Annotated in this window: 18 protein-coding genes; 8 read left to right on the plus strand and 10 right to left on the minus strand. The window is 34.4% G+C overall.

Annotated elements, in window-relative coordinates; translation table 11 throughout:
• Positions 1-189 precede the first annotated feature (189 nt).
• The 4 genes from C406_RS20495 to C406_RS0106385 form a co-directional block, all read right to left on the minus strand.
• Complete coding sequence (locus C406_RS20495; RefSeq protein WP_017379769.1) at positions 190-345, minus strand: hypothetical protein; 156 nt, start codon at positions 343-345, stop codon at positions 190-192.
• Positions 342-863 (minus strand): helix-turn-helix transcriptional regulator, encoded by a 522-nt coding sequence (locus C406_RS0106375; RefSeq protein WP_155966705.1) that lies wholly within the window; start codon positions 861-863, stop codon positions 342-344. The genes C406_RS20495 and C406_RS0106375 overlap by 4 nt, the downstream gene beginning before the upstream one ends.
• 89 nt (positions 864-952) lie before the next feature.
• Positions 953-1,249, minus strand: coding sequence for a hypothetical protein (locus C406_RS0106380; protein WP_017379771.1), 297 nt, complete (start codon positions 1,247-1,249; stop codon positions 953-955).
• A gap of 43 nt (positions 1,250-1,292) precedes the next feature.
• Entirely contained in the window at positions 1,293-1,970 is a 678-nt protein-coding gene (locus C406_RS0106385) for an ORF6N domain-containing protein (RefSeq protein ID WP_017379772.1), read from the minus strand.
• 51 nt (positions 1,971-2,021) lie between these two features.
• Between C406_RS0106385 and C406_RS0106390 the strand changes: the two genes are divergently transcribed.
• Both C406_RS0106390 and C406_RS0106400 read left to right on the plus strand, forming a co-directional pair.
• The gene (locus tag C406_RS0106390; RefSeq protein ID WP_017379773.1) at positions 2,022-2,426 is read left to right on the plus strand and encodes a hypothetical protein; all 405 of its coding nucleotides are present in this window, start codon (positions 2,022-2,024) and stop codon (positions 2,424-2,426) included.
• 248 nt (positions 2,427-2,674) lie between these two features.
• Positions 2,675-2,953 (plus strand): hypothetical protein, encoded by a 279-nt coding sequence (locus C406_RS0106400; RefSeq protein ID WP_017379775.1) that lies wholly within the window; start codon positions 2,675-2,677, stop codon positions 2,951-2,953.
• Between the two features lie 65 nt (positions 2,954-3,018).
• On the opposite strand, the gene C406_RS0106405 is transcribed toward C406_RS0106400, so the two are convergent.
• Positions 3,019-3,246 (minus strand): helix-turn-helix transcriptional regulator, encoded by a 228-nt coding sequence (locus C406_RS0106405; protein ID WP_017379776.1) that lies wholly within the window; start codon positions 3,244-3,246, stop codon positions 3,019-3,021.
• A 173-nt stretch (positions 3,247-3,419) separates the two neighbouring features.
• On the opposite strand from C406_RS0106405, the gene C406_RS0106410 reads away from it, so the two are divergent.
• The 5 genes from C406_RS0106410 (at position 3,420) to C406_RS0106430 (ending at position 7,246) form a co-directional block, all read left to right on the plus strand.
• The gene (locus C406_RS0106410) at positions 3,420-3,797 is read left to right on the plus strand and encodes a helix-turn-helix domain-containing protein (RefSeq protein ID WP_017379777.1); all 378 of its coding nucleotides are present in this window, start codon (positions 3,420-3,422) and stop codon (positions 3,795-3,797) included.
• A 168-nt stretch (positions 3,798-3,965) separates the two neighbouring features.
• Positions 3,966-4,832 (plus strand): hypothetical protein, encoded by an 867-nt coding sequence (locus C406_RS0106415; protein WP_017379778.1) that lies wholly within the window; start codon positions 3,966-3,968, stop codon positions 4,830-4,832.
• Positions 4,833-4,843: 11 nt separating this feature from the next.
• Entirely contained in the window at positions 4,844-5,371 is a 528-nt protein-coding gene (locus C406_RS0106420) for a hypothetical protein (protein WP_017379779.1), read from the plus strand.
• Between the two features lie 91 nt (positions 5,372-5,462).
• Entirely contained in the window at positions 5,463-5,945 is a 483-nt protein-coding gene (locus tag C406_RS0106425; protein WP_017379780.1) for an ImmA/IrrE family metallo-endopeptidase, read from the plus strand.
• 98 nt (positions 5,946-6,043) lie between these two features.
• The gene (locus C406_RS0106430) at positions 6,044-7,246 is read left to right on the plus strand and encodes a tyrosine-type recombinase/integrase (protein WP_017379781.1); all 1,203 of its coding nucleotides are present in this window, start codon (positions 6,044-6,046) and stop codon (positions 7,244-7,246) included.
• A 76-nt stretch (positions 7,247-7,322) separates the two neighbouring features.
• On the opposite strand, the gene C406_RS0106435 is transcribed toward C406_RS0106430, so the two are convergent.
• Entirely contained in the window at positions 7,323-8,390 is a 1,068-nt protein-coding gene (locus tag C406_RS0106435; protein ID WP_017379782.1) for an NAD(P)/FAD-dependent oxidoreductase, read from the minus strand.
• A gap of 130 nt (positions 8,391-8,520) precedes the next feature.
• On the opposite strand from C406_RS0106435, the gene C406_RS0106440 reads away from it, so the two are divergent.
• Positions 8,521-8,757, plus strand: a complete 237-nt coding sequence (locus tag C406_RS0106440; protein WP_017379783.1) for a YuzB family protein — start codon at positions 8,521-8,523, stop codon at positions 8,755-8,757.
• 33 nt (positions 8,758-8,790) lie between these two features.
• On the opposite strand, the gene C406_RS0106445 is transcribed toward C406_RS0106440, so the two are convergent.
• The 4 genes from C406_RS0106445 to lipA all read right to left on the minus strand — a co-directional run bounded on the left by C406_RS0106445 (position 8,791) and on the right by lipA (position 11,460).
• Positions 8,791-9,552, minus strand: coding sequence for a TIGR01457 family HAD-type hydrolase (locus C406_RS0106445; RefSeq protein ID WP_017379784.1), 762 nt, complete (start codon positions 9,550-9,552; stop codon positions 8,791-8,793).
• Positions 9,549-10,001: a DUF86 domain-containing protein gene (locus tag C406_RS0106450; RefSeq protein ID WP_017379785.1), complete on the minus strand. Its 453-nt coding sequence runs from the start codon at positions 9,999-10,001 to the stop codon at positions 9,549-9,551. The genes C406_RS0106445 and C406_RS0106450 overlap by 4 nt, the downstream gene beginning before the upstream one ends.
• 176 nt (positions 10,002-10,177) lie before the next feature.
• On the minus strand, positions 10,178-10,522 hold the full coding sequence (locus tag C406_RS0106455) for a YutD family protein (protein ID WP_017379786.1): 345 nt from the start codon (positions 10,520-10,522) through the stop codon (positions 10,178-10,180).
• A gap of 14 nt (positions 10,523-10,536) precedes the next feature.
• Positions 10,537-11,460 (minus strand): lipoyl synthase, encoded by a 924-nt coding sequence (gene lipA, locus C406_RS0106460; RefSeq protein WP_017379787.1) that lies wholly within the window; start codon positions 11,458-11,460, stop codon positions 10,537-10,539.
• Positions 11,461-11,571 lie beyond the last annotated feature (111 nt).

Below are 11,571 nucleotides of genomic sequence, written 5' to 3' on the forward strand. Positions count from 1 at the left end.
GGTTCTCGTTTACACTGAAATTGAAGATTTTTGTGTAAGAAACCCGTGTAGTCCACTGCTCTAACAGTGGGCTATTTTTTGTTTTGTTCTAATTTTGATTCCACAGATACTTGCCCCGTAACACTTCCAATACCAAACATGATGAATGACCAACAACTCGCCATAATGATAAATCTTAGAAAATCCATTTCAAACACGATAAATCACCCCTGCCTTTATTCCTTCTTTTCGCAATGTATTCGCTATTTCTTCAAGTCTTTGATTTACTTTTTGTTTTCTTTCTAATACATTTAGTTCTCTAAAAATGTGCTCCGTATTTTTCTTGCTAAATATTAATGGTTTCACGCAAGACCTCTGATATATCCTGCAGAAGCTAGAAATTTATAATGCCTGTCCCACGATCCCGTATAGCTAATGTTCGCTTCTTCACAGATAACCGCTACCATATGTTCAAGTGCTGTCTGGGCTTCAATTAATTCTTCTAAAACACTTTCCAATTCTTGATGTTCAAAATGTTGTAAACTCTTTAATGGTTTTGCCATACAGAAATTACTAAGGATCAACACGGCTTCATTCAATTCTTCCAGGACTTTCTCTTTAACGCTGGATCGATGTAAATCTACGTTTGGACCATCAAGCCATACAGCACCTGTTTTGGTATATTCATTTCGAACAGTTATGGCAAAACGTGGATTATCGTACTTACTCATCAATGACCTTGTGATATCAGATGGAATCTTGGAGCGACCATTCTCATATTTTGAAATGGTTTCTCTCGATACATTTAAATCCATTGCTAGTTGGTCCTGCGTTTTACGAGCACGCATTTCTTTCATCAAAATCCCCACTTTCGGTTTCTTCACTTTAAACACCCTTTCCCCTGGTATTTAGTCACGTTTCATAAGCTAGTTAACTAGTGTGAGACCGCTATAATTTGGACATGTTGTTATAATTAACCTACAGAGCTGAAATATGACGTGTTATCTTCCACCCAATTTGTATTACGCTCAATCCACTTAAACAATAAATGTGTGGGTATTAATATCCCTGCTTCACGCATCACTGGAAAATCCGATCTACCCAGCAATTCCGTTACTTTGGTTTGACTGATATGAAATAATTCCATTAGTTCTTTACGCGTAATCAATATTGGTAACTCTTTCGTTTTTACTGCTTCTGAAACTGCAGCTCTAACCTCTTCGCGAATTATGCTCCTCAATGCCTCTGGGTCAAATGCTATGTTTAACATGTTTGTCCCTCCTCTCTTGAATGTCGTGAGATAGCAAACCTCGTTACGATACCTTTCTAGGTATCCATGATTCGATATATCGTATTGCCTTTTGAAATTCTTTTCTTTTAACGTCCTTATAAGAAGCAACCGCGAAGCGATCTTTGATTTCTCTATATAACTCACTGAAGAGCTGACGTTGATGATCCACTGATGATGATTGCTCATAAACTTTGATGGCTACTGCTTTTTGTAATCTACGCTGTTCTCCGTAATCTAAAGTGATTTGATTTTCAACCATTCCTCGAATTTGAACGACTTCGCCTTTCAATTCTTTTACGTCCTCTGACGTCATCAGCGAAAGTTTCATGGACGCTTCTAGTTGCTCGCGTTCCGTAAGAGCCTTTACTTGTTTTTGAATGGCATAATATTCATCTACCAACATTTCGTAAGCGTCCCACGCTTCATCTGTATTGAGTGATTTTGCATGCAGCCATGCACCTTTTTCTGTCCAAAGGTAGAAAATTGAATGGTCTTTTTTGCTAAAATCAATTTGATTTTCACAAAAAAACTCTCTTTTCACATCACCTTGTAAAGCAATGAAATGTTTTCCTTCCGTGTAACGTTCCTTATTACGATTGAAGTTGTTAATTACTAACTGCTTTTCAGCCCCATAACTTTCAGCTAGTTGGGAAGTTGTTAAAACCCGTTGATTGTTTTGTTCAATAATTGATAGATTCATCTTTATTCCTCTTTTCTTTGGTATAATTCTCCTATCTTATATAAATGGGAGGTGAATATTATAGGTAACTTACAAGAAACTATTAATACTTTTCGAATAGTATTGGAAGGTGATTTAGGAAAATCTAATTGCTTATCTTTTGTTACAACTAATGGCATTTATTTTGGAAAACAAATTCTTGTAAATAATGACTTAAAAGAAGTTAATAATACAGATGAATTAACACCTTTTATTTATTCGAAAGCGAATTTTTTTACTGAAGAAGAATTTAATAACGAAGAAAACACATTTTTAAAAGAATTGGATTTAAATGAAACAATCTTGCTAGAAGATGTTAAATTTAAGTGCAGAAAAGCAATCATTCAAATTAAACATGTCGTTTTAAACGTGAATCAGATAGTATCTGTACAACTTGTTTCAAATCAAGCTGTTGATGAATTTCTAGAGAACTATTAATTCTCTGGGTTGTTTTTTTTTCACTATTTGCGGTCGTCGTTACAGCGGCGGCCTTTTCTTCTAACTTTACAACTCGTTTTTCTAAATCTTCGATTTTTTTACTTTTCATCCCACTAACTCTTCTAGACTTACTTCTTTGACGGAATATTCTTTAATTTTTAGTTTAATTAGTTCAATCAGCGCTACATGTAATGGATTCACTTAATTTCCTCCTATAAAAATATTGGTATAGAAAGTAGGTATAATAATTGGAAATATATTTAATTTGTTATGACTTTCCTACAAAAGATAAAGAATCTACAAACAAGTTCCTCCAGTCCATTGGAGATCATTGTCGTGCTCAAAATTCTGTGAGTTTATTAGCTACAGATTTAGGCACTCAAGAAATTCATGATAAAATTAGGGACTTTACAGACATTGTTGGTGAATGGATAGTCACTAAAGTAGACAAATCATTTACTGGTAACTCTGAAAACGTTGCGATTATCTTAGCTTTTTTAAAGAAACATGACTTCAAAAATTATTAACTTTATCTGTTGAAATAAAAAAGCAAATTAGAGCCTTGATTTTCTTCATCCATCTCACGTCACTACTATCTAACTGTCACCACAATTTGTTCCTTTAAGGAACAATCATTATTAAAAAAAAGAACCCATTCAAACTTTAGCGTCTTAGAAATTTCTTTGGCTACATCAACTGTTGGAGTTTTGGTTCCCTTCTCTATGTGAGTGTAGTAACTTCTAGAAATATTAGATAATATCGCTGTTTCTTCTTGTGTTAAACCCCTTTGAATTCTGAAATCCTTTAGCCACTTTCTCATATCTACCCTCCTTTTGTTCCCTAAAGGAACACTTAATATATTTTTAGTATACGTTCCTTTTAGTAACATGTCAACTAAATAAATATAAAAAAATTACACTTTAAAGAACATTCATGGAAGTTACCTAAAGAAACATTTATAATTTACTTATCAGAGATAGGGTGGTGGTAGACATGACCGAATTTGCTCGTAGGTTAAAGCAGTGCCGAGAGAAGAAAAAATCAACTAATTCCATGTGGACACAGCAATATGTTGCAAATAAAATAGGCATGGCAAGAACAACTTATACTGCTTACGAAAACGGCACCAAACTTCCACCTTTAGATACGGTTAACAGCATTGCAATTTTGTTAGATGTAACTACTGATTATTTAACGGGTAGAACAGATACGTCAATAGAACATACTTCTAAAAAAGAAGAAGCTGAATTCGAAAAATGGAAGAACGACCCGAAATTAGATTTATTCTTTCAAGAGTTCGATCAGGCAGATGATGAAAAGCAAGCTGCTCTTTTAGCGGTGTGGGAAGTTCTTAAAAAGGACAAAAATTAAATAAAGAAATGAAAAAAATTAGAACTTGGGATTTGGCTTTGCCAGGTCTCTTTTTTTTCAAATTGTACATAGTTATATTTAAACGAGACTCATACTAAGCATTTTGTAAGTAAACTATTCAAATAATTTTATACTATTAAATTTATAGAGATGAGATGAGGTACTATCGTGGCAAAGAAAAAATTTTATTTCGCAAAAGTAAATGTTAGTGAAAATATTTTCTCCCCAGATGTAAATACTATAATCAATGAGTTAATTCCTATGGCTATTCGAAATCATTCATCTATAATATCAAATAATGAGAGTCAATTTAGCTTTACTGATACTGATGAGATATTAGTAAATAATAGATTGTATATTCATGGAAATCTAACAAAAGCAAAGAAAATGAAACTTTTAATAAAAGATGGAGAAACCACAAAAATAAAAATTTACGATGATCTTGGTGCAAAAGTAGTCAAATTTATTTATGACATAGAAAACGAAGTAATTGTATATTGTCCTACATCGGATATAAACGAGAATCATTTTATTAAATTTTTTCAAGAGCTTGTTGAGTTAGATTTAAGAATCGGTGAAATTAAAATAATTCCATACTCTACGAAAAATAGTATTAGAGAGAAAATAAAGTCATTTGAAGTAGTAACAGAGTTAAATTTCTATTTAATAAAACCAAACCCTGGGAAGAAAGAATTTTATGATTTCGAAAAAATAATTGATGAAAATAATTTAAAAGAACTAAACCTTAAAATGTATAATGAACAAGGAATTAAATACAATAAAGAAGAGAACGAAAATGATTTCACAGATTCAATTGAAAGTGGACTATCACTAGTTGAAAGTGCATATGGTACTGTAGAAGTCAAAGGGTATAATAAAGTTAGGGTACCTGTACCCGGTAAAAAAGATAAAATAAACAAAAAAATAGCAAGAGCTACATCTGCAACATTTAACAGATTTATTTCTGTACGGGAAACAGATGTTCGTGATATCATAAAGAAAATTGGTATAGAAATTAATAGGATATTAAATTGAGGTGATAAGTTATGAATAAGAAAAAGTATAATGAAACAACATTTATGGGTCTGTTAAAAATAAATGGTGTATCATTTTTTCTAAACTACACATTGCTTTATTCTTTATTATTATTTTTATTCATTCATATGCTTATTACTAATTTTAATATTTGTTCATTTGAAGATTACAAACTTATCTCAGAAGATATTTTTTCTAAGATTTCAAGTATTTCTTCATCCATTTTTGGAATTGTAATTGCTGCACTTGCCGTCTCGATGAGTGTTTTTAATCAAAAAATAGTCGGCTTGCTAGAAAATAATAAACTTTTACACAAATTTTTATTTCCATTTTGGTTTTTAGTCCTTTGTTGGGGTGTGCTAATATTAATTTCTTCTTTAATGCCAATAATAAATGAAAAGATTATTGTTTCACATCAGATAATTTTTGATGTTATTACTGGATTCACTGTCTGGTTATTCATTTATGCATTATTCTTTTCGATTAATATAACAGGGTTATTAATAAGACTTTTTATTCAAAACTCAAAAGTCAGTTAAAATTAAAAATTAATTCTAACTCTGCTTTCAATTAGCAGAGTTTTTCTTTTAAAACAAAAAAGAACAAACGTTCTTAAAAAGGGATGGCTACATGAAAAAACAATACAGTCTATTAGAAGATTATATTCAAAAACTTTATAAAAAATTTGGCATCTGCCACCCTAATCAACTAAATATAGAAACTGTTTCATCGAGGCTTGGATTAGTAGTTTACTACATTCCCCATAAGCCAATGTACATAGCTGGAAATGTCTTCTTAGACGCCCGTAAGTCTAGACAAGAGCAATGGCAATCTTATGGCCACGAATTGTGTCACGCTCTTTGGCATAATGGAAATCAGCATGTTATCCCAAAGCCATTTCGTGATTACCAAGAAATAAAGGCAAATAACTTCGCACAACATGCATGTATCCCTACATTTATGCTGCAACGACTCGATTTGGCAGCTGATAATCGCAGAGTAATTTATTTAATTATGCAGACATTCAATGTGGATTATAGGTTTGCAGAAAAGCGCTTAATGCAATATCAAGCCAAATTAATGTTTAATCACAATCAATCTAAATACAACTAACAACAAAATACATAAGAACGATAATACTGATTAAATGAGACCATTACCAATGTACATACCATGATATGTTGATTGTAAGGCTGTAAGGAGTGATTGAAATGAAATGTGATAAGTTGGACAGTGGTGTTTGGGAATGTGTTGCAGACGGTCCAAGAGATCCAATAACGAACAAGAGAAATCAAATACGTCGCCGGTCCAAAACAAAATCAGCTGCAAAGAAAAAGGTCGAAGAAGAAATATCAAAAATAGAAACGTATGGTGTGAATGGAAAAAGAGTAAAAAGTTTGACGTTTGACGACGTTGCCTGGGAGTGGTTAGGCGTATATTCCCTTGGGAAAATAAAAGCTAGTACGATTCGTAGTCGAACTTCGTCCATTAAAGTACTTCTCAGATATATAGCTGGAGCAAGAATCGAAAAGATTGATAGTCGGGCTTTACAAAATATCCTCACAGACATGGATTTAAAAGGAAACTCTGTTTCTACAATGGAGAATGTGAAAGTGACTGCAGGATTAATATTTAAATATGCATTTCAACATAAGATGCGTATCGATAACCCAATATCTTATGTAGTTGTTCCTAAGAAGGTATTAACTGTAGAGGAAATTGAGAATACCACAATTGAGGAGAAATATTTTGAACGCAGCGAACTTGAAGAATTTTTAGAGACAGCTACAACTAATGGATTGTACCTGGATAAAGAATGGTTTTTCTTACTAGCCTTTACCGGAATACGTGCTGGAGAGATGTGTGCATTAAAATGGACAGATGTTTTCTTTGATCGAAAAGCCATTCGAATTACTAAAACAATAGATATGCCCAATCATAATATGAGAAAGTATGAACTGACCCCTCCTAAAACAAAAGCATCTATTCGAGAAATCGAAGTTGACGATGAAACGATGGATATGTTGAAACATCACAAAATCATACAAGCTAAGATTAAGTTGAGTCAGCGTCAACGACATGCAGATTATCACGATCAAAATTTTGTATTCAATCGAACTAATGGCTATCCATATTCGCCACGAATGGTTTATGATCGCACGTTACGAATAATAAAAAAGACCTCAATTACAAAATTGGAAGGTCCTCATATTTTTCGTCATACACATATCACGATGCTAGCCGAATCCGGTGTTGATTTAAAAACCATTATGGATCGTGTAGGTCACGAAGATTCCAAAACGACGACTGAGGTTTATATGCACGTTACCGAAAAAATGAAAAAAGATGCTCCAGAGAGACTCAAGGTCCACTACGGAAACATCTTAAAATTACCGAAACAAATACAAATGTGATATATATGTGATATTTCTTCTGAAATCACGAGTTATACACCCCACAAGCGTTGGTATGACAGCGTTTGTGGTTATATTAACCGTTGTGCCACTTATACATCCACAAGACACCAGACTTCATCATTCTTGCGATACGTCCGGTAACAGTGCGGTCGGCTAAGTAAGCAAAGCCTTGTTTCTTTCCTAAAGAACCTAGGAATCCTTTAAGTTTAATTTCAGGCATTTTTTCAGGTAACTCTTTGCCTTTCCAGCGTGCTTGAAGGACTTGAACGATCTGTTCTGCTTGCTCTTCTGCTACTTGCGCACTTGGTGCATAAGGCAATGCTGCACAATCACCAACCACATAGACATTTTCATCCTCAGGTAAGTGATGGTATTGGGACAGTATCACTCGACCAATTGAATCTGTCTCTGTAGCTAAGTTTCGAACTGGCTCAACAGGGCGAATACCTGCAGTCCATACAACAGCATCCACTTCAATTGTCTCTTCATGATTATGCAAAGTATTGGGTTCTACTTTTGTAATGTTGGAATTGCTTACAACATCTACATTGTGTTTATCAAACCATTTTTTCACAAAATTACTTAGACGTTCAGGAAAGTCTCGTAAAATACGAGGACTACGGTCAAACAATTTAATTCCTAAATCAGGGCGTGACTCGCGAAGTTCACTTGCAAGTTCTATTCCGCTTAAACCTGCTCCAACAATTCCAACAACAGAACCTGATGGTAGCCCACACAATTTATTAAATGTCTCCCGGGCACGTCCTATTGTTTGAATGCTATAGGTAAATTCATCTGCACCTGGTACATCATGATATTTATCTTCGCAACCTAAACCAATGACGACATCATCATAAGGAACACGCGTATCATTTGATAATACAATCACTTTTTCTTCACGGTTTATTTCCACAATTTCTCCGTAGACCATTTTTAAGCGTTCATGTTCAGGATATGGAACACGAACCTCTTGGTCAGGTACAGTTCCTGCAGCAAATGCATAAAATTCTGTTTTCAAACTGTGGAATGGTGTACGATCTATTAATGTAATTTGCACGTCTTCTGGAAAATTATTTGGCAATAAACGAAGCAACACACGCATGTTACCGTAACCGCCACCTAACAATACTAAATTTTTCATAAAAAGCTCCTTTAAATACAGACTATCTCTAAGTTATTATAAATCATTGTGACAAGTTTCACAATAAGGCACCCTAATTGACGAACGGAAAAAAAAAGAGTAGCATTGCGATGTAGTGAGGTGAAGAACCGTGAATCCAATGGTTGAATTTTGTGTCAGTAACTTGGCAAATGGATCACAAAAAACGTTTGAAGAATTAGAGCGTGATCCCAATTTAGACGTTCTAGAGTATGGTTGTTTAAGTTATTGCACAAAATGTGCAGAGTCTTTTTTTGCGGTTGTAAATGGCGATGTTGTGCAAGCAGATTCTCCAGATGAACTTACGAAGAAGATATATGCATATATAGATGAAAATCCACTTTTTTAAAGAAAAGGAGCTGCGATGACGCAGCTCCTTTTCTTATACTAAATCTAGTAAATTTTGCATTGTCATAGTAGGTGGTATTGATTTTAATTGCACTTTTTCTGTAGATGTAACGCCCGTATTTACATGGATAGTATCTATTCCAAATTCAATTCCTGCCAAAATATCTGTATCATAATTATCCCCAATCATCACCATATCCTCTTTTGCAAATTGGTGTTCAAGTTGAATGATTTCAAGCATATGACCTTGTGGTTTTCCAATAAATATGGGGTCAACACCTGTTGAAGTTTGAATTAGAGCTGTAAATGCACCGTTCCCAGGTAATAATCCTCTTTCACTTGGGTATGCCCGATCACTATTGGTTGAAATAAAAACTGCACCATTTCTAACATCTAAACAAGCTTGGGCAATTTTTTCGTATGTAATACCACGATCCATTCCGATTACAAATACATCTTGTGAGGATGGGACAATATTTACGCCATTTTCATGAAGCGCTTCTCGCAACCCACTACTCCCTATCATCGAAACCTCTTTTCCAAAGTAATGTAACGCAATGTATTTAGCCGCTGCCATAGCTGATGTCATAATATGACTTCGCTTAGCATCCACACCAAATCCTTTGAGTTTCGTCAACACTTGATCAGGTGTTTGAGAGGCATTATTCGTCACAAAGAACGGTTCTATACCTTGTTCCTGCAAAAGTTGAATAAATTGGACAGTTTCCATTATAGGTTCTTTCCCTCGATACACTGTGCCATCTAAATCAATACAATATCCTTTGTAAGCTTTCACGCTTGCTCCTCAGGTAGGAAAGCAGACACAGGTCCTAATTCATGTGTTAAGTAATGTTCAATGCTATTGGGAAATTGTCTTAATATCTGTATATTAGCTTGTAGTGTTTTTGCTAATTCTTGATGATTTACACTGATGAAATCCCGTACTAGCATTTTTCTGAGTAAAATCACTTCTTTTAAAGGTGCATCCATTTCAGGTGTAATTACTTTTTCATCAGTTAAAATATCAATAATGTCATCATAACTTCCTGGATCACGCATAATGAAACCATCGATCATTGAATTTCCTACATCAATAATAGATTCTATGATATTTTGTGTTATACGTTCCAAAGCAAGTTTATCAATGTCATTTGAAGTTAAATCTGGTGACTTATCCACCAATTGTACAATTGATTTCATATAAGATAATGTCAAACTAATGTTTTTACGGTCAACAAAATACATAGGTAGCCCCTCTTTTGTGTTCTAATTATTTGTTTTTCCATCCTATAATACCATAATTACTAAGGGCAGTAGAACAGTGACATCCATCGTATACTCTCCAAAAGAGGCACAATGATATAACTAATTGATTTTATTAAGCAATTTTACACAAAAAGATAAAAACCTTGACTAGATGATTACTCATCTAGACCAAGGTTTTCTACATGTGGTAATTCTTCTGTCTCAGTTGTTACTTCCACTTGCTTTGCTGGACCGAATTTCTTCAATATAAAATAGGCACAGCCAAAATTACAATACTCATATAGATAGTCTTGCAACGTACTCACTTTTGTATCGTACGTTGCTTTTTGATTTTTATCATCGAAAAAACCTTTTAAACGAAGTTGACCATAACCCCAATCTCCGAGGATGTAATCATACTTGTTCAAAATTTCACTGTAACGCTCTTGAAAAGCTTCTTCTTTAAACGCTTCCCGGTAATCAGTCACTATTTCATAATCCCAGCGATCAATTGTAATCATCAATTCACGCTCCATCAACTCGTTGCGAGAGCTATTTGCTCATCACCAATACGCTGTTTTTCTTTTGCCGCTGCATTTACTTGTTCATCGGCATGGTAACTACTACGTACCAGTGGTCCTGCTTCACAATGTGAAAACCCTTTAGACATGGCAATCTTACGAAGTTCTCCAAACTCAAGTGGAGAATAATATTTTTGAACCACTAAATGCTTTTTAGAAGGTTGTAAGTATTGTCCAATTGTCATGATATCCACGTTGTTTAATCGTAAATCGTCCATTACTTCGATAATTTCTTCTTTCGTTTCACCAAGTCCAATCATCAAAGATGATTTTGTTGGAATTTCAGGTTGCATTTCTTTTGATCGACGTAAAAATTCAAGAGATCTATCATATTTTGCACGTGCTCTAACTCTAGGTGTTAAACGTCTCACCGTTTCTATATTGTGGTTTAAGATATCTGGTTTTGTATCCATAAGCATTTGTAAGTTTTCTTCAATTCCCCCCATATCTGAAGGTAATACTTCAATCGTTGTAAACGGATTTTTACGTCGAATCGCCCGAACTGTTTCGGCAAATACAACAGCACCGCCATCTTTTAAGTCATCACGTGCAACAGCCGTTACAACGACATGTTTTAGATTCATTAATACGACTGAATCTGCTACGCGTTCTGGTTCGCCTAAATCAAGTTCATTCGGTAGACCTGTTTTGACTGCACAGAATCGGCATGCACGCGTACAAATTGCACCTAAAATCATAAAAGTTGCTGTACGACGAGTTCCCCAACATTCATGAATATTTGGGCATTTTGCTTCTTCACATACAGTATTTAAATTGTTTTCACGCATTATTTTTTTTAGACCTTTGTAGTTGTCGTTTGTATTTAATTTAATCTTTAACCAAGCAGGCTTTCTAATATGTGTTTGTTTTGATGTCATGCTTATCAACCCCATTCTGACTATGTAGGCAATCTACTCACTATTGACAATGTACCATAATAGACATCGTCTCACAACCATCTAAGACATAATCGAGTAGGAGGGAGTGAT

The organism is Paenisporosarcina sp. TG-14 (assembly GCF_000297555.1).
Classification (GTDB): Bacteria; Bacillota; Bacilli; order Bacillales_A; family Planococcaceae; genus Paenisporosarcina; species Paenisporosarcina antarctica.

What these genes read in the sequence shown, in the direction of transcription:
- C406_RS0106380 (WP_017379771.1), bottom strand. Translation starts at nt 1,249, where the DNA reads ATGTTAAACATAGCATTTGACCCAGAGGCATTGAGGAGCATAATTCGC.
- C406_RS0106385 (WP_017379772.1), bottom strand. Translation starts at nt 1,970, where the DNA reads ATGAATCTATCAATTATTGAACAAAACAATCAACGGGTTTTAACAACT.
- C406_RS0106405 (WP_017379776.1), bottom strand. Translation starts at nt 3,246, where the DNA reads ATGAGAAAGTGGCTAAAGGATTTCAGAATTCAAAGGGGTTTAACACAA.
- C406_RS0106410 (WP_017379777.1), top strand. Translation starts at nt 3,420, where the DNA reads ATGACCGAATTTGCTCGTAGGTTAAAGCAGTGCCGAGAGAAGAAAAAA.
- C406_RS0106420 (WP_017379779.1), top strand. Translation starts at nt 4,844, where the DNA reads ATGAATAAGAAAAAGTATAATGAAACAACATTTATGGGTCTGTTAAAA.
- C406_RS0106425 (WP_017379780.1), top strand. Translation starts at nt 5,463, where the DNA reads ATGAAAAAACAATACAGTCTATTAGAAGATTATATTCAAAAACTTTAT.
- C406_RS0106430 (WP_017379781.1), top strand. Translation starts at nt 6,044, where the DNA reads ATGAAATGTGATAAGTTGGACAGTGGTGTTTGGGAATGTGTTGCAGAC.
- C406_RS0106435 (WP_017379782.1), bottom strand. Translation starts at nt 8,390, where the DNA reads ATGAAAAATTTAGTATTGTTAGGTGGCGGTTACGGTAACATGCGTGTG.
- C406_RS0106450 (WP_017379785.1), bottom strand. Translation starts at nt 10,001, where the DNA reads ATGTATTTTGTTGACCGTAAAAACATTAGTTTGACATTATCTTATATG.
- C406_RS0106455 (WP_017379786.1), bottom strand. Translation starts at nt 10,522, where the DNA reads ATGATTACAATTGATCGCTGGGATTATGAAATAGTGACTGATTACCGG.
- lipA (WP_017379787.1), bottom strand. Translation starts at nt 11,460, where the DNA reads ATGACATCAAAACAAACACATATTAGAAAGCCTGCTTGGTTAAAGATT.